We start from the raw sequence: 20,677 nt of genomic DNA, 5'->3' as shown, positions 1-20,677 counted from the left end.
GGTATCTACTGATGTCATGAACTCGGTCGACGTCGTCATCGCGTCCTACCTGCCCCCCGACCTCGTCGAGCGGATCGCCGCGACGGACCAGCGGCTGCGGGTGCACTACCACCCCGAGCTGCTGCCCGAACCGCGCTGGCCGGCCGACCACGTCGGCACCGCGAGGTCATTGAGCGCCGAGCAGGACGACCGGTGGACGCGATTGCTGGCGGCCGCCGACGTGATGTTCGACTTCGACTGGCGCCGCCCGGCCGAGACGTTGACGCAGTCGCCGCGGCTGCGGTGGGTCCAGGCCACGTCGGCCGGAGTGGGAACCCGGATGGCGACGCTGGGGCTGCGGCACACCGAACTCACCGTCACCACGGCCTCCGGCGTGCACGCCGACCCGCTGGCCGAGTTCGCGCTCGCCGGGATCCTCTATTTCGCCCGCGATCTGCCCGGTCTGGCCGCCGATCGCAGGAACAAGTTGTGGCGTCCGGGCGGGGTGACCGAACTGGCCGGCCGGCATGCCGTCATCGTGGGAGCCGGGCGGATCGGCACCCGGATCGCCGAACTGCTGGCCGTCTTCGGGGTCACCAGTAGTGGTGTCGTGCGCCGGCCCCGCGACCTCGGTGCTCCGTTCTCCGCGTCGTTGAGCCGGGACAACCTGCCCGCGCACCTTCCGTCCGCCGACATCCTGGTGATCGCCGCGCCGATCACCGACGAGACCGAGGCGATGATCGGCGCCCGGCAGCTCGCCGCGCTTCCCGACGGGGCCATCGTGGTGAACGTCGGTAGGGGAGCGACCATCGACGAGAATGCACTCGCCGATGCCCTGCAGCGGGGGACGTTGAGTGGTGCCGTGCTGGATGTCACCCGCATCGAACCGCTGCCGCCCGAATCTCCGCTGTGGGCCCTGGACTCTGTGATCCTGAGCCCACATGCGGCGGCCAATGCGCCCTCGGAGAACGCGAAGATCGTCGACATCTTCATCGACAATCTGCGTCGATTCCTCGACGGGCGCCCGCTGCGCAACCTCTACGACCACGCCGCCGGATACTGATGCACGGCAACCTGATCCACGATCGATCCTGCTGATCGTGCAGGGTGCGGCGGCCGCGGTCACCGCCTGCTGACCGCTCGGTCTAGGCTGTACCGGCGCACGAACGACTTCACCCGGCGTGGATACGAGGTGGGGTGTCCCAGCGGGACCGAGTTCCCGCACCTGCACACCCCCTCGACGGCGGCGCCGTCGGACCGATCCGATCGAACAAGGAGCTGTGGTGACGGCCGAGCACGCCCACATTCGGCCCACCGACTTCCGGGCCCCGACCCGCGGCCGGGCATGGACGGCCGGCGCGGCCTCCGGCGTGGCGTACGGGCTCACCCCGGTGGCCGCGGTGTTCGGCTTCAGCGGCGGTACCGGCCCGGCAGTGCTGCTCACGGTGCGCGGTCTGTTCGCACTCACCGCGATCGGATTGTTGTGCGTCTTCATGCGCCGGTTCCGGCGGGTACCGATCGGCGCGGCCGTGGGTCTGATCTGCTTGTGCGGGCCGATGTTCGGGCTCCAGGTCCTGGCCTACTTCGCGGCGATCGAGCAGGGCGGTGCACAGCTATCGGTCGTGCTGGTCCACGTCTACCCGATCGTGGTGATCCTGCTGGTGGCCCTGCGCAACCGGGCCCCGGTGTCCGGGCCCTCGTGCGCGCTGGTGGGGGTGATCCTGGCCGGTCTGGTCCTGGTGACCCTGACCACCGGGGCCACCGCACCGGCCACCGCCATCGGGTGCGCACTGCTCAGCGCGGCGGGTTATGCGGTCTATCTGGTGGCCAGCGAGCGGTGGGTTCATCGGGTGGGCACCGTGCTGTCGACGCTGATGGTCACCGTGGGCGCCACCGCGACCGTCGGCATCGTCGCACTGGTGACCGGGCAGAGCTTCGCCATCTCGCCCAGTGCCTGGCAGGTGGCGGCGCTGCAGGGTCTGGTGCTGTTGCCGATCGGGCTGTGCGGTGCGCTCTACGCGGTGCGCACCCTGGGCTCGGTGCCGGTGAGCATCCTGGGCACCCTGGAACCCGTGGTCGGGGTGCTGGCGGCCGCGGTACTGCTGCACGAACGGCTGACACCGACGCAGTGGGCCGGTGTCGCGGTGATCCTCGCGGCGTGCGCGATGCTGCCGTGGGTTGCACCCCGCCGGGACGAGGAGGCCGACGCCGCCGGTGCGCTAGACGCTCGTCACGACCCGTTCGACACCGGTACGGGGGTCCTCGACCCACTCGGCGACCAGAGCCCGGACCTGGTCCGTGGTGACGCGCCCCAACCACCGATCCTCGGGGTGCACCACCAGGACCGGGCCGTGGTTGCACGGGAACAGACATCCGGTCTGGGTGACCAGCACCTGATCCTCGTCGAGGGCGTGTGCGCGCAGCGATTCGTCGACGGCGATCGCGACGTCCGCGGCGCCCTTGGCGGTGCACCGCGGGCCCCGGCACACCAGCACGTGGCGTCCGTGCCGGGGGATCGCCTCCCACGCGGGCGAGGACAGGCCGGCCTCCTGGCCGGTGACCGGCCGCTCGGCGACCCGCAGGTCCAGGATGTCGGGGTGACGCCGCGTCCAGTCGGCAGCCACCCGGCGTAACCACGAGCGAGCGGGTGCGGGAGCGCCCGCACTCGGCACCGCGATCAGGCGCACCTCATCCTGTGGCCTGTCGGCCGCGATCTCGTCGAGCACCTGATGCAGCGTCGGGGTGCCGATCTGCAGATAAGCGAGCCGGGCTCCGACCTGTTCGGCGAGGATCGTCAGATCCGTTCCGCGTGCTGGACTGTCGGCACCCATACCGACCAGGACCAGTTGGTGCATGGCGCATCAACCCTTCTCGGGGAGTTCCGCCCCGGCAGGAAAACTCAAGACGAGGCGAAGGTCTGGCTCACGAGCACCCGAGGGGCTGCGTTCACAGTGGCGGTACCGCGCCGGAATCACACCGGACTTCCTCATCCTGTCTCACATGGACGGCTGGACTGTAACAGCCCGAGTCATCCCGCCAGCGGCACAGCAACCTCGTTGCGCCGCCGGAACGGCAACGTCCACGGCGGATCGTAGAACCAGGCCACCGGCTCACCGTCGGGGTGATATTCGCTGCCGTGCAGTGCCTTCAGTAATTCCGCGGACTTCTGCGTGACGGCCGTGGGGCTGCGGTCACCGGTGAACTGCAGCACGGCGAACCTTTCGGCGGGCACCTGTACCACCGTGACGGTCGCATCGTCGGGTTCGGGCAGGGTGTCCATCGACCATTTGGACGGCATGTAGAAGCGGATGACGGAGTCTCCGGTGTCCCCGTGGGTGCTCTGCGCCACCGGGGCGGTCATGGCGATCTTGTCGCCCTGCTGGGCGACCGGGGCCGTCATCGCGATCTTCTCGTTGCGGTGGTTGCCTCCGAAGATGTAGCCGGCCAGCCGCCGGAACCCCTCACTGCGGGCGTCGTTGCCGTCCCCGGAGACCCGGGTCTGCGCCGCGATGCGCGGCCCGTACCTCCGGATCTCGATGTCGCCGAGGCGGTCCTCGCTGAGGTAGAACGGCTCTTCGGTACCGATCCGGATACCGACGATGCCTCCGATCCCTTCGGCGATTTGGACGGCGGTGCCTGCGATCTTCGTCAACATGCCTCAGGAGGTACCCACTGTCGCGAGGTTTACTCAGGCGGGATCTGGCCGGGCGGGGCGAAGAACTCCAACGCGATGCCGTCCGGGTCCCGGAAACTCAGCCCGGACCCGTAAGGCGCCTCCACGACGCCGCCGTGCGCGATGTTCAGCTCATCGAGCCGGGCGACCCAATCCTGTAGGTCCGCGCGGGACGCGACGCCGAACCCGACGTGGTCCAAGCCGGCCCGAAATTCGGTGAAGTCGCCCGGGGAAATATCGCGGTCGTGCTCGTGGATGCCGAACAGCGTGCCGTTCCCGAAGGCCCACACCAGGTGGCGGAACCCACCGTCGGTGTGCTCGTCGAGCACCGGGTCGGCGCCGATCAGCGCGCGGTACCAGGGTCCGCTCACTCCGATATCGCTGACCGTGACGGCCACATGGTCGAGCGCTGAGATGACCATCCCCGAACCAGCCATGGAACTCTCCTCACCCGAACCGTCGGGTTTCACACCACCCGCTTGCCGCGCCGCGGCAGACCCAGCCTCATGGAGTCGAGTACACCACCTTGTGAGACGCTGCCGACGTGTTTGCGCGCAGAACCTCAGCCCGAGCCGTCGGCCTGGCGGCCGGTTACCTGGCCGACGTGTGCCTGGCAGACCCGCAACGCGGTCACCCGGTGGCCGCGTTCGGCACCGTCGCCGCCGCACTGGAACGCCGCAGCTACGCCGACAACCGGGCCGCCGGGGCCGTGCACACCGCGGTGCTGCTGGGCGGGCTGGGTGCGCTCGGGGTGGCGGTCGAACGCGCCGCTCGGCGCCGCGGACCGGTCTGGACGGCCGCGACCACCGCGGTGGCCACCTACGTGGTGCTCGGCGGAACATCGTTGGCCCGCACCGGTGCCCAGCTGGCGGGCTCGCTGGAAAGCCAGGACATCGACGGGGCGCGGGCGCTGCTGCCGTCGCTGTGCGGGCGTGACCCGGCCGCGCTGGACGCCGAGGGGTTGGCCCGGGCCGCGCTGGAGTCGGTCGCCGAGAACACCTCCGACGCGCAGGTCGCGCCGATCCTGTGGGGCGCGGTGGCCGGTGTGCCCGGGCTGCTGGTGTACCGGGGAGCGAACACCCTCGACGCGATGATCGGGCACAAATCCCCGAAGTATCTGCAGTTCGGCTGGGCTGCAGCACGATTCGACGACGTGGTGAACTACCTGGGGGCCCGCGCGACCGGGCTGATCGTGCTCGCGTGCAGCGGTGCGCCGGGCGCGGCCTGGCGGGCTTGGCGCCGCGACGCGAGCAAGCATCCCAGCCCCAATGCGGGCGTGGCCGAAGCCTCGTTCGCCGGCGCGCTCGGCGTGCGCCTGGGCGGCCCGACCCAGTACGCGCACCGCTTGGAGATACGGCCGACGCTGGGCGACGGTCCGGCACCGGGGGCTGCGGATCTGCGACGCGGGGTGCGGCTGTCGCGGGCGGTGCAGGCGGGTGCGGCGGTGCTCGCGGTGACCGTCAGCGCCGCTTGCCGTACCGGTCGGCCAGCTTCTGCTCGGTGCTGACCGGCGCCGGTTTCGCGGACTCGGCGGAATCGGCGGCCTCAGCGTTCTGGGCCTTCGCGAGCGCCTTCTCCCGGCGCCGCACCTTCACCTCGGCCATCACGAAATACCCCACCCCGATCGGGGCGATGATGCCGAACGCGATCCACTGGATGCCGTAGGACAGGAACGGGCCGGCATCGAGCACGGGCAGCGGGATCACCCCGAGGCCGCCGGGCTGATTCTCGACCAGCTGCAGGTAGGACCCGGTCAACGGGACACCGGTGAGTGTGGATATCTGGCCCGGGTTGATGGTGTACACCTGCTGGGCGCCCTCGGCGACGAACGGGTCCTTACCAGGGAACAAGCCCTCGGCGTCGCGCAGTCGGGCGGTGATGGTGACCGGCTCGGTCGGGGCCGGGGCGATCGGGGGCACCGCGGTGCCCTGCTCGGGTTTGACGTAACCCCGGTTGACCAGGACGGTCGGGCCGCCGTCGACATCGAACGGCACCAGGACCTCGTAGGCCGGTCCGCCGTCCACCGACCGGAGCCGGGCCAGCACCTGCTTGTCCGGCAGGTAGCGGCCGGTGGCCGTGACCCGCTGCCACTGGTGCTCGTGCGCCGAGGAATCCTGCTCCGGCAGATACGTTGTCAGCGCCACCGGCTCGGTGTTGAGCGAGCTGGCGATCTGGGCGTTCTCCCGGGAGGTGGTGGTGTTCTTGCCCAGCTGCCACGGCGCCAGCACCGTGAAGCACAGCCAGGCGAAGGCCGCCACCACGACATACAGCGCCAGCCACTGTGGCCGCAGCAGGAACGCCCAACGCTTCATCGGAACTGCCCCAGCCGCTCGTCGATCCAGTTGTGCAGGCCGGGCAGCGACGCCTCGATGACGGTGAAGACCGCCTCGAAATCCTCCGGACCGCCGTAGTAGGGGTCCTCGACGTCCAGGGTGAAGGCGGCCGAGCGCGGGTCGAAGGACCGCATCATCCGCAGCCGCTCCGACGGGACGCCCATATCGGCAAGGAAGCGCTGATGGTTGCGGCCCATGGCGACGACCATGTCCGCGGCCAGGTGGTCGTCGTTCAACTGAGCGGCGCGGTGTGTGCTCGGGTAGCCGTGTGCGTGCAGCACCGCGTTGGTGCGGTGATCCGCGCCGTCGCCGGCGTGCCAGCCGCCGGTGCCGGCGCTGGTCACCCGGACCAGATCGGCCAGACCGCGCTCCTGGATCTGGTGGGCCAGCATCTTCTCGGCCATCGGGGACCGGCAGATGTTGCCCGAGCAGACGAAGGTGACGTGCAGCTTGGTCTCAGACACCCAGCACCTCCCGCAGCTCGGCGACCGTAGCCACCCGGTGCAGTGGAGTGGAGGCATCCGGCCCGTCGAAATCGGCGCGTCCGTATCCCCAGTCCACAACCACGGTGTCGATGCCGTGTTCGGCGGCGCCCTCGACGTCATGTGACCGGTCACCGACCATCAGCACCCGCTCGGGCAGCGGCCCGAGCTGCGCCAGCGCATGGGCCACCACATCGGCCTTGGCGGCGCGGGTGCCGTCCGGGCTGGCGCCGGCGATGACCTCGAAGTGCCCGTCCAGGCCGAAGTGGGCCAGGATGCGCTGGGCGGTGGGCTGCGCCTTCGAGGTGGCCACCGCCAACCGGACCCCGGCCTCCTGCAGGTCGGCCAGCAGATCGGGGATGCCGTCGAAGACGGTGTTCATCGACCAGCCGCGGGTCGTGTAGTCGGCACGGTAGGCGGTGATCGCCTCGTCGGCGCGGGCACCGAGGCCCATCGAGCTCAACGTGTGGTGCATCGGAGGGCCGACGATCCTGCCGGCCAGGTCACCGTCGGGAACCTCGGCGCCGACGCTCTGCAGCGCGTGCCGGAAGCTGGCGACGATACCTTCGGCGGAGTCGGTCAGCGTGCCGTCGAGATCGAAGAGGACCAGTTCCGGTGTCCGGGTCACAGTGTCAGCCACCCCCTCATTGTCGCCGATGTTCAACAGTGCCCGGGCGGCGCACTAGGGTCGTGCTGTGGTTCACGAGGTCCGGCAGGCGGCGCGCTATCACGGCGACCAGGCCGTGGCGCCCGGAATGCTGGACTTCGCCGTCAACGTGCGCAGCGCCGGTCCGCCGTCGTGGCTGGTCGAGCGCCTGGCCGCCCGGCTCACCGACCTGGGGCACTACCCGAGCGCGGCCGACGTCGCCCGGGCCACGCGGGCGGTCGCCCAGCGGCACGGCCGGGCAACCGACGAGGTGGCGTTGCTGGCCGGCGGGGCCGAAGGGTTCGCCCTGCTGCCGGAGTTGGCTCCGCGGCTGGCGGCACTGATCGCCCCGTCGTTCACCGAACCGGAGGCCGTGCTGAGCGCGGCCGGGGTGCCCATCGCCCAGGTGGTGCTCGACGCCCCGTTCACCCTCGACCCGGCCGCCGTTCCCGCCGAGGCCGACCTGGTGGTCGTCGGGAACCCCACGAATCCGACCTCGGTACTGCACCCGGCCCGCGACATCCTCGCGCTGCGCCGGCCGGGGCGCATCGTGGTCGTCGACGAAGCGTTCGCCGATGCGGTGCCCGGCGAGCCGGAATCGCTGGCCGGTATGTCGCTGCCCGACGTCGTGGTGCTGCGCAGCCTGACCAAGACCTGGTCGGTGGCCGGGTTGCGGGTCGGGTACGCGCTGGGCGCCCCGGACGTGCTGGCCCGGCTGACGGCCCGGCGCGCGCACTGGCCGCTGGGCACGCTGCAACTGGAAGCGGTGGCTGCCTGCTGCACGCCGGAGGCGGTGGCCGCGGCCACCGCGGGTGCGCGCGGACTCGCCGCGATGCGCGCGGAGATGGTGGCCGGATTGCGTGGCTCCGGACTGGATGTGGTGGACGGTCATGCGCCGTTCCTGCTGGTGCGGGTGCCCGGTGCCGAGCTGGTGCGAAAGCACCTGGACGCCAGCGGGATTGCGGTGCGCCGATGCGACACCTTCGTCGGCCTGGACGATGAGTATCTGCGGGTGGCGGTGCGTGCCGAGTGGCCGCGCCTGGTCGATGCGCTGACGGAGGTGCTGCGGTGAGTGTGACCCTGGGTGAGTTGATCGGCGTTCTCGACGCCGCGTATCCGCCTGCACTGGCCCATGATTGGGACTCGGTCGGCTTGGTGTGCGGGGATCCCGCCGAGCCGGTGACATCGGTGACCATCGCGGTGGACGCCACCGAGTCCGTGCTGGCCGAGGTGCCCGAGGGCGGTCTGCTACTGGCGCACCATCCGCTGCTGCTGCGCGGTGTGGACACGGTGGCCGCGTCGACCGCCAAGGGCGCGCTGATCCACCGGATGATCCGGGCCGGGCAGGCGCTGTTCACCGCGCACACCAACGCGGATTCGGCGTCGCCGGGTGTCTCCGACGCGCTGGCCGACGCCCTGGGGTTGGTGGTCGAGGATGTACTGTCACGTGGGCCGTCCGGACCCGATCTGGACAAATGGGTGGTGTTCGTCCCGGTCGAACACGCCGGAGCGCTGCGTGATTCGCTGTTCGCGGCGGGTGCCGGACAGATCGGCGACTACTCCTGCTGCAGTTGGAGCGTGACCGGCACCGGCCAGTTCCTGCCGGACGAGGGCGCCACGCCGGCCATCGGGCAGGTCGGCGCCGTCGAGCAGGTCGCCGAGGACCGTGTCGAGGTGATCGCCCCGTCGACGCTGCGCCCCCGGGTGCTCGCGGCGCTGCGGCACGCGCACCCCTATGAGGAACCGGCCTTCGACGTGTTCGCGCTGGCGCCGCTGCCTGCCGACGTCGGGATCGGCCGGATCTGTTCGCTACCGGAGCCGGAGCCGTTGTCGGCGTTCGTGTCCCGCGTCCGCGGTTCGCTTCCGGTGACCACCTGGGGGGTGCGCGCGGCCGGGGTCGCCGACGCGATGGTGTCCCGGGTGGCCGTCTGTGGCGGCGCGGGCGATTCGCTGCTCGGCGCGGTGCGGGGCGCCGGGGTGCAGGCGTACGTCACCTCGGACCTGCGGCACCACCCCGCCGACGAGCACGGCCGGGTTTCCGATGTGGCGTTGGTCGACGTCGCGCACTGGGCAAGTGAGTTCCCCTGGTGTCACCAGGCGGCGGCACTGCTGCGCGGCAGTTTCGACGATTCTTTACCGGTGCGGGTGAGCACCACGCGCACCGATCCGTGGAATATCGATGGAGGTCCTCATTCATGAAAGCTGAAATCGACCAGCAGCGGACGCTGTTGACGTTGGCCGAGGTTGACGCCGAGTTGCGCCGGATCGCGCACCGCGCCGCCAATCTCACCGAGCAGCAGGAGGTCGACCGGCTTCAGGAGCAGCATCAGGTCGCCAACGATCAGCTGGCCGTCGTCGGTATCGCGCTGGAGGATCTGGACGGCGAGATCACCAAGCTGGAGAGCGAGATCGAGTCCGTCCGGCAGCGTGAGGAGCGCGACCGCGGGCTGCTCGCCGGTGGCACGGTGAATGCCAAGCAGCTCAGCGAGCTTCAGCACGAGCTGGAGACGCTCGAGCGGCGTCAGGCCTCGCTGGAGGATTCGCTGCTGGAGGTCATGGAGCGCCGGGAGGCATTGCAGGCGCAGCAATCCGAGCAGCTGGCCCGCGTCGACGAGCTGCAGACCGAACTGTCGGCGGCACAGTCCGCCCGCGACAAGGCGTTGGCCGAGATCAACGCCGCCCGAGAGGGGTGCGGGGCGCGGCGATCCTCGCTGGCCGGCGCGCTGGTGCCGGAGTTGTTGACGATCTACGAGAAGCAGACCGAGCGGGGCGGCGTGGGGGCCGCGGTGTTGCAGGGCCGGCGTTGTGGCGCGTGCCGTATCGAGATCGACCGCGGTGAGATGGCTCGTATTACGGCCGCCGAACCCAACGATCTGTTGCGTTGCCCGGAGTGCGGGGCGGTTCTGTTGCGGCTCAAGGTGTGAAGGTGATCTCGTCGTGAAAGTGGTTATCGAGGCCGACGGTGGCTCGCGGGGGAACCCGGGCCCGGCTGGGTACGGCGCGGTGGTGTTCAGCGCGGACCGCTCGACGGTGCTCGCCGAACGTAAGGAATCGATCGGTTTCGCGACCAACAATGTCGCCGAGTACCGCGGCCTCATCGCCGGACTGACCGCGGCGTCGGAACTGGACGCCGATGAGGTCGTGGTGTTCATGGATTCCAAGCTGGTCGTCGAGCAGATGTCCGGCCGGTGGCGGGTCAAACATCCCGACCTGATGGAGCTCAATCGCGAAGCGGCGCAACTTGCCCGGCGGTTCGGGAGCATCGAGTACGGCTGGATCCCGCGGGCCCAGAATTCGCATGCCGATCGGTTGGCCAACGAGGCGATGGACGGCGCAGTGCAGGCGCCTTCGGCAGCCCCGGCCGCGGCCCCGGCGTCGCCGGGCTGGAGCGGTGCGCGTGGTGAGCCGACCCGATTGTTGTTGTTGCGCCACGGGCAGACCGAGCTCTCGGTGGACCGTCGGTATTCCGGGCGGGGCAATCCGGCACTGACCGAACTCGGTCGTCGTCAGGCCGAGGCCGCCGCCCGGTATCTGGGTGACAAGGGTGGTATCGACGCGGTGCTGTCCTCGCCGTTGCAGCGCGCCCACGACACGGCGGCCGCGGCCGCCACGCAGCTCGGACTCGACGTCGTCATCGACGATGACCTCATCGAAACGGACTTCGGTGCCTGGGAGGGCCTGACGTTCACCGAAGCCTCGCAACGAGATCCGGATCTGCACCTGCATTGGTTGCGCGATACCAGCGTGGTACCGCCGGGCGGGGAGAGCTTCGACAAGGTGGCCGAACGCGTTCGCCGCGTGCGGAACCGGATCGTCGCCGACCACGCCGGGTCGACGGTGCTGGTGGTCTCGCATGTCACGCCGATCAAGACCATGTTGCGGTTGGCGCTGGACGGCAACGCCGGGATCCTCTACCGGCTGCACCTGGATCTCGCGTCGCTGAGCATCGCGGAGTTCTATCCGGACGGGCTGGCCTCGGTGCGGTTGGTGAACCAGACCTCGTATCTGGACTAGCTGTGCAGGTGCAGGCGTTCGCCGTGCGCGTCGAAGATCATGATGGCCTCGGCCGGTCCGTCGACGGTGCCGAACCAGTGTGGCGTCCACGTCGAGAATTCCACGGCCTCACCGGGTTTGATGACGAAGTCCCGCTCGCCGAGGATCAGACGCAGGTTGCCGGACAGCACATACATCCAGTCTTGGCCCTCGTGGGTGGGCAGTTCGGCCGGAGGAGTGCTGCGTTTGGCGTTCACCCGTACCTTGAACGTGTGTCTGCCGCCGGTGGCGCCGTGCCGGGTCAGCGGCCAGTACGTCACGCCATGGCGGGTGTGTGAGCTGCCGCGGACGCGCGGGTCCTCGGACTCGGGTTCGCGCAACAGGTCGTCGGTGCTGACCGCCAGCGCGGAGGCCAGGCGCGGCAGATGATCGAGCGCCAGGCGCCGTTTCCCGGACTCCAGCCGGCTCAACGTGGACACGTCGATGTTGGCGCGTTCGGCGACGTCCTGCAGCGTCAATCCCTGCTGAGTGCGCAGATCACGCAGCCGCTTGCGTACCGTCTCGTCGACGCTCTTTGCCTCCATGGCAAATCAGCTTGGCATCCTGGGAGGGGTTCGGCAAGCTCGATGGCATGGATAGCGAATGGGATTGCGTCATTGTCGGCGGGGGAGCAGCGGGCCTGAGTGCGGCACTGGTGCTCGGCCGGGCGCGCCGGCAGACTCTGCTGCTCGACGAGGGCGACCAGAGCAATCTGGCCGCGCACGGCATCGGCGGGCTGCTCGGCCACGACGGCACACCGCCCGCGGAGCTGTACGCGGCGGGCCGTGCCGAGCTCGCCACGTACACGAGCGTGAACGTCCGGTCGGCGACGGTCAGTGGGGTGCGCCCGGATGGGGCCGGCTTCGTCGTGGAACTGGCCGACGGTGGCCGGGAACGCGCCCGGCGGATATTGCTGGCGACCGGAATGCAGTACCGGCCACCGCAGATCGCCGGGCTGGATGTGCTGTGGGGCGGTGTGGCCTTCCACTGCCCGTTCTGTCACGGCTGGGAGGTCCGGGATCAGCCGCTGGCGGTGCTGGCGGACGGGGACCGGGCCGTGCACATGGCGTTGATGTTGAAGGGCTGGACCGATGACATCGTGGTGCTCACCAACGGCGCAGCGGTGGACTCCTCGTTGCTGGAAGCCGCGGGCATTTCGGTGGACACCCGTGAGGTTGTCGAATTCCATTCAGAGGCAGGTGAATTGATCGAGGTACGGTTCGCGTCTGGGGAGCCGCTACCGCGACGCGGTGTTCTGGTGGCCACCGTTCTGCAGCAACGTTCACACCTGGCCGCCCACCTGGGTGTGGAGTTCGCGCCGGCGAATCCCCTTGCGGTGGATGCCATCGTCGTAGACGAGTTCCAGCGGACCACGGTGCCGGGGGTGTTCGCCGCCGGTGATGCCGGCGTGCAGGTGCCGCAGGTGGCGGCCGCGGTGGCCGGCGGGTCATTGGCGGCGACCGCCATCGTGCAGAGCCTGCTGGCCGATGAGGTGGGGTTGCCGGTGCCGCCCTGGCCGGTCCCGGATGCGCAGGAGCACTGGAACACCCATTACGGCCGGCGTGACCGGATCTGGAGCGGTAGGGCGAACCAGCGGCTGGTCGAGGTGGCGGAGTCGTTGGAACCGGGCCGGGCGCTCGATCTGGGCTGTGGTGAAGGCGGGGACGCCATCTGGCTGGCCTCGCGAGGGTGGTCGGTGGTGGCCACCGACATCTCCCAGGTGGCGCTGGACCGCGCTGCCGCGGATGCGGGGGAGTTGTTGAGCCACATCGACTTTCAGCATCACAATCTGGAAGAGAGTTTCCCCGACGGGTTGTTCGATCTGGTGTCGGCGCAGTTCTTGCACTCAAAGGTCCCGCTGGATCGGGTTAGGGTGCTGCGGCGCGCGGCGGAGGCGGTGACGCCCGGTGGGCTGCTGGTGATCGTCGATCACGGTGAGGCACCGCCCTGGTCGAACCACGGACACGTGGAGTTCCCCAGCGCCGAGGAGGTCGTCGCGTCGCTCGGTCTCGACGAGAGCTGGGAGCGCGTCCGGGTGGGCCCGGTCGAGCGGGAGGCCACTGGGCCGGACGGGCAGCTCGGGCATTTGATCGACAACGTGATGGTGTTGCGCCGGGTCCGCTGAGTTATCCACAGCCGGGGACATTCTTTGTGGCGCGTGTCATAGGGGTCCGGTAATATCGAACACATGTTCGATAGGGTTGCGTTGGCGGGGATGGGCGATGAACAGCTCATCTCCGCGTTGACGGACGCGACCCGGTCGGAGGCCATGGCGGCCGCGGATCGGCTGGCCCTGGTCGCCGAGGTGACCGCCCGGCAGTGCGAGGACGAGGACGACGTGGTCGCCCATCAGGTGATCGATGGGTGGGCGTTCGCGAAGGCGCAGGTGAGTGCGGCCTGCAATCTCAGCCCTCACGCGGCCTCGACTCAGATGCGCATCGGGGTGGCCCTGCGGGAGCGACTGCCGCGCACCGCGGCGTTGTTCGGGTGCGGGGCGGTGTCGGCGAGGGTGATCGGGGAGATCACCTGGCGCACCCATCTGGTGACCGATGAGGACGCCCTGGCGTTGATCGATGCCGCGATCGCCGCAGAAGCCACCGAGTACGGGGCGCTGTCGGAAGCCGCACTGATCCGGGCGGTGGATTTGTGGGTGGAGAAGTTCGATCCGATCGCGGTGATCCGGTCCAAGGCGGCCGCCAAGGATCTCTATGTCGAGTTCGATGATCGTGATGACCCCAACGGGGTGTGCTCGTTCTGGGGGCGGCTGCGGGCCACCGATAAGGCGGCCGTGCAGCAGCGCCTCAACGATCTCGCGGACACCGTGTGCGCCAATGATCCGCGCACCGTGCGCGAGCGCCGCGCCGACGCCCTGGGTGCCCTCGGCATCGTCGGCCCGTCGCTGCAGCGGTTGGCCTGCCGGTGCGGGGACCCGGGCTGTGCGGGTAGTGGCAAAGACCCACGCTCGACGGCGGTGAACATCTACATGCTGGCCGATCAGGTGCCCGGCGCAGATGCGAGGCCCACCCCACAGACCGGGCCTGGGCCCACGGGTGAGCCCGGGCCCGAAGGGCCTGAGCCGGAGCCTGAACCAGCTCCTGGACCAGATGGCTCTGAGCGGCCCGCAGCGCAGACACCGACGCCCGCCGAGTCCTATCCGACGCCCGCCGTGGACCCCGCGGCGCACGTGCCATTCAATTCCCGGCCCGTGGGCACCCTCCCCGGGGCGGGCGTCGGGGTGATGCTCGACGGCACCGTCATCCCGGCCGCCATGCTGGCCGACCTCATCGCCACCGGCGCCAAGGTCCGGCCCCTGCGCGAGGTCGCCGACCTGCCCACCGAACGCCAATACCGGCCCTCGGCCGCGCTGACCGCGTTCGTGCGGATGTGCTCGCAGACCTGTAGCTTCCCCGGCTGCTCGAAACCGGCGCACCGCTGCGATCTGGACCACGTGATCCCGTGGCCGGCCGGGGCCACCCACCCGGGCAACCTGCGTCCGCTGTGCCGTGAACATCATCTGGTGAAAACGTTCCGATCCGGCCCGAACGGCTGGACCGTCAAAGCACGGCCCGACGGCGCCACAGAATGGACCTCGCCGACCGGGCACACCTATGTCAGCACCCCGGGCGCGGCGATCCTGTTCCCGCACTGGAACATCCACACCACCGTCCCGCCACCGCGACACATCAGCCTCATCCACGACGATCACGGCAGCGCCAAGATGCCCACCCGCCAACGCACCCGCGCCCAAGACCGCGCACACCGCATCAACGCCGAACGCACCCGCAACGCAACCGAACTCGCCCTCGCGTCAGCAGCGAAGGACAGCAATCAGGTCCGCATCGCCAACAGCGCCACCCCACCAGACGACGTCTTCAACACTGGGAAGTGCAAGGGCGAAGCCGTGAACGACAGCGACCCGGACCCGCCGCCCTTCTGACCGTCAGCCGAGTGCGCTCACATCCGCCAACTGGGTGAGCCGGACGCTGTTGCCCGACGGATCGCGGAATCCGCAGTCGATGCCGTAGGGCATCTCGGTGGGTTCCTCGGTGAACTCCACTCCGCGGGAACGGAGTTCCTCGAAGCTGGCCCGGCAGTCGTCGGTGGACAGGAAGATCGTGCCGGCGAATCCCTTGGCGGTCAGTTCCCGCACCTGCTCCTGGGTGGTGGCATCCATGACGGGTGGGCCGGGCACCGCCATCAAAACAATGGACACATCGTCCTGGCCTCGCGGCCCGACCGTCAGCCAGCGGAAGACTCCGTCGACATCGGGTAGTGAGACGTCCTGGCGTACCTCGAATCCGACTTTCTCGGTCCAATAGCGGAGGGCGACCTCCTGGTCGTGAACCCAAAGGTGTGCACTTGCGATCTTGATCATGGGAGAAACGCTACGACTGCTCGCCATCGTCCGTCTTCTTCCCGTGTGCTGTCTTGGTCCGGCTTCCGGGCGCACGCCGGGTATCGCGGCGGACGATGCACCCGGGCACCCGCGCGTAGGCGGTCGCCGGGGGCAGCGCCGCCCGATATGCCGCCGGCGGCTTGCCGTACACCCGGGCGAACGTCGTGGTGAACGAGCCGACACTGGTCAAACCGACCATCGCGCAGATCTCCGCGACCGAACGGTCGGTGTAACGCAGCAGCGCGGCGGCCCGTTCCAGGCGCCGGCTCTGCAGATACGCGTGGGGCGACTCGCCGAACGTGCGGGTGAACATCCGGCTGAAGTGTGCCCGGGACAGTCCGGCGGCGGCGGCGAGGTCGTCGACCGTGATCGGCTCGGCGTAGCGGGCGTCGACCAGGTCCTTGGCTCGCAGCAGATATCGGGCTGGCGGCACCTGTGCCATGCCCCTAAGGGTACGGTGATCTGCGCGGACGAGTTGGCCGGGCGACCGCGGAGAAATTCGAGGAAAGTCCGGACTTCACAGAGCAGGGTGATTGCTAACGGCAATCCGGGGCAACCCGCGGGACAGTGCCACAGAAAACAGACCGCCACCTGAGCCGTTTGGGCAGGTGGTAAGGGTGAAAAGGTGCGGTAAGAGCGCACCAGCATCCCGGGTGACCGGGATGGCTAGGTAAACCCCACCCGAAGCAAGGCCAAGAAGGCCGCGACCTGGTCGCGGCTGCGCAAGCGTTCGAGGGCTGCTCGCCCGAGCTTGCGGGTAGGCCGCTTGAGGCACCCGGCGACGGTGTGTCCAGATGGATGGTCGCCGCCTCACCGGTTACCCGGTGAGGGACAGAATCCGGCTTACAGGCCAACTCGTTCCGCCAACCCCCTGAACAGCACGTTCAGGGGGCTAGCTGCTCTACGGTCCGCAGCGCTCCCACTCGGCGAAGATCCCAGCACCGAGCCCACAGGTGACAGGTGTCCAGCGTCGCGACCGCGGATGCATGTCCAAGACCGATCACCGGTCGCGGCGCTGACCGCCATGGGCAAGCTCGACCAGTTGATGTTCCACCTCGGTTTCGCCCGCCAGAACGGGGTAACCGATGACGAGCTGAAAGAAGCCCTCCTGCACCTCCGTTTTGCTCCGGCTGTCCCAACGGCACGGGGGCCGCGACGGTGCTGAAGAACATCATCGAGAAAGGGTCACCATGCATACCAGAACCCTCGGCCAGGGCCTGGAGGTCTCCGCGATCGGCCTCGGCGCGATGGGCATGTCCCAGAGCTACGGCCCCAACCCCGGCACCCGCGACGACATGATTGCGGTTCTGCGCTCCGCGGTCGACGAGGGCGTCACGTTCTTCGACACCGCCGAGGTCTACGGCCCCTACGTCAACGAGCAGCTCGTCGGCGAGGCCCTACAACCACTCCGCGACCAGGTCGTGATCGCCACCAAGTTCGGCTGGGACATCCAGGACGACCGGGTGGCCGGACTGGACAGCCGACCCGACCAGATCCGCCGCGTCGCGGAGGGATCGCTGAAGCGGCTCAGGACCGACGTCATCGACCTGTTCTACCAGCACCGCGTCGACCCGGACGTCCCGATCGATGACGTCGCGGGCACCGTCGGCGAGCTGATCGCGGAGGGCAAAGTGAGGCACTTCGGTTTGTCCGAGGCCTCGGCCGCAACGATCCGTCGCGCACATGCCGTCCACCCGGTCACCGCGGTACAGAGCGAGTACTCCCTGTGGACGCGGGACCCCGAGGCGCAGGTTCTGCCGACACTGGCGGAGCTCGGCATCGGTTTCGTGCCGTTCAGCCCGCTCGGCAAGGGTTTCCTCACCGGCACCGTCGATGCTTCCACGGAGTTCACCGAGGGCGACATCCGCCGCCGGGTCCCCCGCTTCGAGGCGGAGAATCTCGCCGCCAATCAGGCGCTCGTCGAGCACGTGAAGGACCTCGCCGACGCGAAGGGCTCGTCGAGCGGGCAGATCGCCCTGGCCTGGCTGCTCGCCCAACAGCCGTGGATCGTGCCGATCCCCGGCACCCGCCGCACCGAACGCATTCGCGAAAACGCGACCGCGACCCAGGTCGCGCTGTCCGCCGACGAGCGCGCCGACCTCGACAGCCTCGCCCGGCGCATCGGCGTGCACGGGGACCGCTACAACGCCCAGCACATGGCCTACATCAACCGCTAGTCGCAGCAGAAGGAACGACGACATGACACACAGCGAGTTCGACCAGATCTTCCCGCTCGGAGAGAAGAACGACGCCTACGCGCAGTACTTCATCGGGCAGAGCTACCTCGCTCCACTCACCTCCGGGAGCGTCCCGGTCAGCAACGTGTCCTTCGAGCCCGGCTGCCGCAACAACTGGCACATCCACCACGGCACCGGCGGCGCAGGCGACCAGATCCTGCTCTGCACCGCCGGCTCGGGCTGGTACCAAGCCGAGTGCCGGCAGCCCATCAACATGGAGCCCGGAACCGTGATCCGCGTCCCGGCCGGCACGAAGCACTGGCACGGCGCGAAGACCGACTCGTGGTTTTCCCACCTCGCCTTCATCACCCCCGGCGAGGACGTCAGCAACGAATGGCTCGAGCCCGTCACCGACGAGGTGTACGGCCAGCTGCCGGGCAGCTGATAAACCGCTCTGGCCGACGACCCTCGCTACGAAAAGCAGAAATGAAGACCACGAAACCCTCACGAAAGAAGAGAGCCATGACGATCCTTGACGAGACCTACACCCTGTCGAACGGCGTCGAGATCCCCAAGCTGGGGCTCGGTACCTGGTTCATCGACGATGACAAGGCAGACGACGCGGTGCGCGCGGCCGTGGAGATCGGTTACCGCAACATCGACACCGCCCAGGCCTACGGTAATGAGCGCGGAGTCGGTGAAGGCGTACGTACGGCGGGTGTGCCCCGCGAGGAGTTGTTCGTCTCGACGAAGTTGGCTGCGGAGATCAAGGCTTACGACGGCGCGGCCGCCGCGATCGACGGGTCGTTGGAGAAGCTCGGGCTTGACTACGTCGACCTGATGCTCATCCACAGCCCGCAGCCCTGGAACGATTTTCGCGGCGGCGACTATGCGGAGGGCAACCGTGAGGCGTGGCGAGCACTCGAGGACGCCTTCGAGGCCGGCAAGCTGCGTTCGATCGGTATATCGAACTTCGAGCAGGCCGACGTCGAGAACATCCTCGGCTCGTGCTCCGTCGCACCGCACGTGAACCAACTCCTCGTCCACGCGGGAAACACCCCGACTGACCTCTTGGCCTACTGCGCGAGCAAGGACCTCCTCGTCGAGGCGTACTCGCCGATCGCGCACGGCGAGATCCTCAAGAACACCGACATCGCGGCGATGGCCGAGAACTACGGCGTCAGCGTGCCCCAACTCTGCATCCGCTACACGCTGCAGCTGGGTACCGTGTCGCTTCCGAAGACCGCGAACGCCGAGCATATGCGCTCCAACGCAGAGGTCGACTTCGTCATCTCGGATGCGGACATGGACGCATTGCGGAACCTGCACGCCCGGGATTACGGCGACGCAAGCGTGTTCCCCGTCTACAGCGGCAAATAGCAACTCCGATCCAACGACACCCGTGATCCGGCCGGCTCGTCCGTCCTACTCCTGCACGGCCTTCTTGAGGGCCTTCAGGGCATCGCCGATCTCGTCCTCGGCCTGCAGCGCGACCTCGACCTCCCGCTGGTACAGCAGTCCGTAGGTGAAGGTGTCCTCACCGGCCGCGTGCGCGGCGTCGGCCTCCTCCAGCAGGTGGGTGCGGCTGACCACACTGTCCTGATGGTCGCCGAGCAGGGTCTGCACCGCCTTGGCCTTCTCGGCCACCCCGGAATTGCCGGTGGCCGATGCCGTGTAGCGAAGACGCTTGGCGCGCTTGCGGATCCGGTGCAGTGCCTCGTCGGTGCCCTCCGATTCGGCCCGCTTGGCCGCCTTGTGGACCTTCTTGTAGGCCGCCGCCAGGCTGGCCGCCGCCGATTCCGCACCGGAGCGCCCCGAGGTCGCCGACGGTGCGGCCAGCAGCTCGTCGAGGGCATCCAGCAGCCGGAAGTAGCGCTCCGAGCGCATCGCGGCAAGCGAGCGGCGCAGACCGTTGGCGTAGCGCTGGCGGGCCCCCTCGACCAGGCGCTCGCGCACCCGCCCGCGCACCAACTCCGGGGCCAACTCGTCGAGCGTGTTCTCGTACTTCTCGGCGAGCACCTCGGCGTCGCGGGCCCCGCCCAGGATCCCGCCCAGTAGCTTGAGCTCGTCGAGCACCCAGGCGTCATCGGGCAGGCCGAAGGACTCGTCGGCGAGCAGACTGCGGATCTTGCGGGTGCTCACCCGCATCTGGTGCACCGAATCGTGCACGTCGGCGCGCACCGCACGGTCCCAGGCGATCAGGTCCTCGATGTTCGCGGCCACCGCCCGGCGCACCGGGTCCGAGGGCGCGACCGCGGGCACGTCGGGTTGCGCGGTGGCCAGCACCCGGGCCAGCTTCGAACCGTGCCCGGCCGGCACCGCGCCGGCGTCCAGCAGCCGGTTCGACAGCCGATCCAGGATGTCCGTCGAACCGGCACCCTCGGCGAGTTCCAGCTCCCACTCCCGCCACATCTGCGGTTCACTGTCCGGCCGTAACGCGGCCGCGGTCACCTGGTCATCGCAGAATTCCGCGACCGGGGTGTCGTCCACGCCGAACAGCAGCGAGACCGTGCGCTGGGTGGTTATCCGGGCCACGGCGGCCAACGGCCGGTCCCGGACGATCGCCGCGACCACATCGCGCACCTCATCGGGCATCGAATCGGCCAGCGGCGCCCGCACCTCGGTGCGGGCGTCCGGGCCGGCGGGCAGCTTCACGTGCCACCCGGCGTCAGCGCCACCGGTGCGGCGACGCAGGGTGATCTTGCGGGCCGCCAGGTCGTAGTCGGGGGTGTCGAAGTACACGGCCTCCAACGTCTGGGTGGGGGCGTGCTGCACCCGGGACACCACGGCCAGCCCCTCGAACGAGGGCGAGAGGGTGCTCTCGACGACGTCGAACTTTCGCTCAACCTCGCTGTGGCGCGACGTCTTTGGCTTGTCTGCAGGCATGTTCACCCTTATTCGGTCCGGCGCGTGGCAAAACTTGTGACCAGCGTGCCACATCGGGGCGTCCGACCCGGTG

Annotated in this window: 22 protein-coding genes, 1 other RNA gene, 1 pseudogene and 1 riboswitch; of the genes and pseudogenes, 14 read left to right on the top strand and 10 right to left on the bottom strand. The window is 69.1% G+C overall.

The window, feature by feature from the left end; translation table 11 throughout:
• The first annotated feature begins 16 nt into the window (after positions 1 to 16).
• Both K0O62_RS18180 and K0O62_RS29005 read left to right on the top strand, forming a co-directional pair.
• Positions 17 to 1,042, top strand: coding sequence for a D-2-hydroxyacid dehydrogenase (locus K0O62_RS18180; protein ID WP_073853984.1), 1,026 nt, complete (start codon positions 17 to 19; stop codon positions 1,040 to 1,042).
• A gap of 430 nt (positions 1,043 to 1,472) precedes the next feature.
• A pseudogene (locus tag K0O62_RS29005) lies at positions 1,473 to 2,138 on the top strand (DMT family transporter); the annotation flags it as partial.
• A 60-nt stretch (positions 2,139 to 2,198) separates the two neighbouring features.
• On the opposite strand, the gene K0O62_RS29000 reads toward K0O62_RS29005, so the two are convergent.
• The 3 genes from K0O62_RS29000 to K0O62_RS18165 all read right to left on the bottom strand — a co-directional run bounded on the left by K0O62_RS29000 (position 2,199) and on the right by K0O62_RS18165 (position 4,074).
• Positions 2,199 to 2,810: a (2Fe-2S) ferredoxin domain-containing protein gene (locus tag K0O62_RS29000; RefSeq protein WP_073854405.1), complete on the bottom strand. Its 612-nt coding sequence runs from the start codon at positions 2,808 to 2,810 to the stop codon at positions 2,199 to 2,201.
• A gap of 29 nt (positions 2,811 to 2,839) precedes the next feature.
• A riboswitch (adenosylcobalamin (AdoCbl) riboswitch) is annotated at positions 2,840 to 2,989 on the bottom strand.
• A gap of 18 nt (positions 2,990 to 3,007) precedes the next feature.
• Entirely contained in the window at positions 3,008 to 3,634 is a 627-nt protein-coding gene (locus tag K0O62_RS18170; RefSeq protein WP_073853988.1) for an SOUL family heme-binding protein, read from the bottom strand.
• Between the two features lie 29 nt (positions 3,635 to 3,663).
• Positions 3,664 to 4,074, bottom strand: a complete 411-nt coding sequence (locus tag K0O62_RS18165) for a VOC family protein (RefSeq protein WP_073853990.1) — start codon at positions 4,072 to 4,074, stop codon at positions 3,664 to 3,666.
• A gap of 122 nt (positions 4,075 to 4,196) precedes the next feature.
• On the opposite strand from K0O62_RS18165, the gene K0O62_RS18160 reads away from it, so the two are divergent.
• Positions 4,197 to 5,159 (top strand): cobalamin biosynthesis protein, encoded by a 963-nt coding sequence (locus K0O62_RS18160; protein WP_073853992.1) that lies wholly within the window; start codon positions 4,197 to 4,199, stop codon positions 5,157 to 5,159.
• Here K0O62_RS18160 and K0O62_RS18155 read toward each other — a convergent pair.
• The 3 genes from K0O62_RS18155 to K0O62_RS18145 are packed head-to-tail and all read right to left on the bottom strand — an operon-like array spanning position 5,113 to position 7,095.
• Positions 5,113 to 5,964, bottom strand: a complete 852-nt coding sequence (locus tag K0O62_RS18155) for an SURF1 family cytochrome oxidase biogenesis protein (protein ID WP_073853994.1) — start codon at positions 5,962 to 5,964, stop codon at positions 5,113 to 5,115. The genes K0O62_RS18160 and K0O62_RS18155 overlap by 47 nt on opposite strands.
• Positions 5,961 to 6,449 (bottom strand): low molecular weight protein-tyrosine-phosphatase, encoded by a 489-nt coding sequence (locus K0O62_RS18150; protein ID WP_073853996.1) that lies wholly within the window; start codon positions 6,447 to 6,449, stop codon positions 5,961 to 5,963. The genes K0O62_RS18155 and K0O62_RS18150 overlap by 4 nt, the downstream gene beginning before the upstream one ends.
• Positions 6,442 to 7,095: an HAD-IA family hydrolase gene (locus K0O62_RS18145; protein ID WP_073853998.1), complete on the bottom strand. Its 654-nt coding sequence runs from the start codon at positions 7,093 to 7,095 to the stop codon at positions 6,442 to 6,444. The genes K0O62_RS18150 and K0O62_RS18145 overlap by 8 nt, the downstream gene beginning before the upstream one ends.
• A gap of 67 nt (positions 7,096 to 7,162) precedes the next feature.
• Between K0O62_RS18145 and cobC the strand changes: the two genes are divergently transcribed.
• The 4 genes from cobC to K0O62_RS18125 are packed head-to-tail and all read left to right on the top strand — an operon-like array spanning position 7,163 to position 11,127.
• A complete protein-coding gene (gene cobC, locus K0O62_RS18140) occupies positions 7,163 to 8,185 on the top strand; it encodes an Rv2231c family histidinol phosphate aminotransferase CobC (RefSeq protein ID WP_073854000.1) in 1,023 nt (340 codons plus the stop codon).
• Positions 8,182 to 9,312 (top strand): Nif3-like dinuclear metal center hexameric protein, encoded by a 1,131-nt coding sequence (locus K0O62_RS18135; protein ID WP_073854002.1) that lies wholly within the window; start codon positions 8,182 to 8,184, stop codon positions 9,310 to 9,312. Before cobC ends, K0O62_RS18135 begins: the two co-directional genes overlap by 4 nt.
• Entirely contained in the window at positions 9,309 to 10,037 is a 729-nt protein-coding gene (locus K0O62_RS18130; RefSeq protein WP_073854004.1) for a zinc ribbon domain-containing protein, read from the top strand. Before K0O62_RS18135 ends, K0O62_RS18130 begins: the two co-directional genes overlap by 4 nt.
• Before the next feature lie 13 nt (positions 10,038 to 10,050).
• On the top strand, positions 10,051 to 11,127 hold the full coding sequence (locus K0O62_RS18125) for a bifunctional RNase H/acid phosphatase (RefSeq protein ID WP_073854006.1): 1,077 nt from the start codon (positions 10,051 to 10,053) through the stop codon (positions 11,125 to 11,127).
• On the opposite strand, the gene K0O62_RS18120 is transcribed toward K0O62_RS18125, so the two are convergent.
• Entirely contained in the window at positions 11,124 to 11,690 is a 567-nt protein-coding gene (locus K0O62_RS18120; RefSeq protein ID WP_073854008.1) for a type II toxin-antitoxin system RelB family anti-toxin, read from the bottom strand. The two genes, K0O62_RS18125 and K0O62_RS18120, sit on opposite strands and share 4 nt — an antisense overlap.
• Positions 11,691 to 11,737: 47 nt before the next feature.
• Here K0O62_RS18120 and K0O62_RS18115 point away from each other — a divergent pair, with 47 nt between their 5' ends.
• Both K0O62_RS18115 and K0O62_RS18110 read left to right on the top strand, forming a co-directional pair.
• Complete coding sequence (locus K0O62_RS18115; protein ID WP_073854010.1) at positions 11,738 to 13,270, top strand: FAD-dependent oxidoreductase; 1,533 nt, start codon at positions 11,738 to 11,740, stop codon at positions 13,268 to 13,270.
• Between the two features lie 63 nt (positions 13,271 to 13,333).
• Entirely contained in the window at positions 13,334 to 15,082 is a 1,749-nt protein-coding gene (locus tag K0O62_RS18110) for an HNH endonuclease signature motif containing protein (RefSeq protein WP_083603684.1), read from the top strand.
• A gap of 3 nt (positions 15,083 to 15,085) precedes the next feature.
• Here K0O62_RS18110 and K0O62_RS18105 read toward each other — a convergent pair whose 3' ends face one another.
• Positions 15,086 to 15,520, bottom strand: a complete 435-nt coding sequence (locus tag K0O62_RS18105; RefSeq protein ID WP_073854015.1) for a VOC family protein — start codon at positions 15,518 to 15,520, stop codon at positions 15,086 to 15,088.
• Between the two features lie 10 nt (positions 15,521 to 15,530).
• Positions 15,531 to 15,983 carry a helix-turn-helix domain-containing protein gene (locus K0O62_RS18100; RefSeq protein WP_073854017.1) on the bottom strand — a complete coding sequence of 151 codons (453 nt, stop codon included), beginning with the start codon at positions 15,981 to 15,983 and terminating at the stop codon, positions 15,531 to 15,533.
• A 29-nt stretch (positions 15,984 to 16,012) separates the two neighbouring features.
• On the opposite strand from K0O62_RS18100, the gene rnpB reads away from it, so the two are divergent.
• The 5 genes from rnpB (at position 16,013) to K0O62_RS18075 (ending at position 19,098) form a co-directional block, all read left to right on the top strand.
• An RNA gene (rnpB, locus tag K0O62_RS18095) (RNase P RNA component class A) lies at positions 16,013 to 16,403 on the top strand.
• Positions 16,404 to 16,523: 120 nt separating this feature from the next.
• On the top strand, positions 16,524 to 16,706 hold the full coding sequence (locus K0O62_RS28715; RefSeq protein WP_324617946.1) for a carboxymuconolactone decarboxylase family protein: 183 nt from the start codon (positions 16,524 to 16,526) through the stop codon (positions 16,704 to 16,706).
• Positions 16,707 to 16,731: 25 nt separating this feature from the next.
• The gene (locus tag K0O62_RS18085) at positions 16,732 to 17,718 is read left to right on the top strand and encodes an aldo/keto reductase (RefSeq protein ID WP_073854019.1); all 987 of its coding nucleotides are present in this window, start codon (positions 16,732 to 16,734) and stop codon (positions 17,716 to 17,718) included.
• Positions 17,719 to 17,740: 22 nt separating this feature from the next.
• A complete protein-coding gene (locus K0O62_RS18080) occupies positions 17,741 to 18,163 on the top strand; it encodes a cupin domain-containing protein (RefSeq protein ID WP_073854021.1) in 423 nt (140 codons plus the stop codon).
• Positions 18,164 to 18,240: 77 nt separating this feature from the next.
• A complete protein-coding gene (locus K0O62_RS18075) occupies positions 18,241 to 19,098 on the top strand; it encodes an aldo/keto reductase (protein ID WP_073854023.1) in 858 nt (285 codons plus the stop codon).
• 45 nt (positions 19,099 to 19,143) lie between these two features.
• Here K0O62_RS18075 and K0O62_RS18070 read toward each other — a convergent pair whose 3' ends face one another.
• Positions 19,144 to 20,604, bottom strand: coding sequence for a CYTH and CHAD domain-containing protein (locus tag K0O62_RS18070; RefSeq protein WP_073854407.1), 1,461 nt, complete (start codon positions 20,602 to 20,604; stop codon positions 19,144 to 19,146).
• Positions 20,605 to 20,677 lie beyond the last annotated feature (73 nt).

It is taken from the genome of Mycolicibacterium diernhoferi (assembly GCF_019456655.1).
In the GTDB taxonomy this organism is placed as follows: Bacteria; Actinomycetota; Actinomycetes; order Mycobacteriales; family Mycobacteriaceae; genus Mycobacterium; species Mycobacterium diernhoferi.
This window is presented reverse-complemented; position numbering and strand designations above follow the sequence as displayed.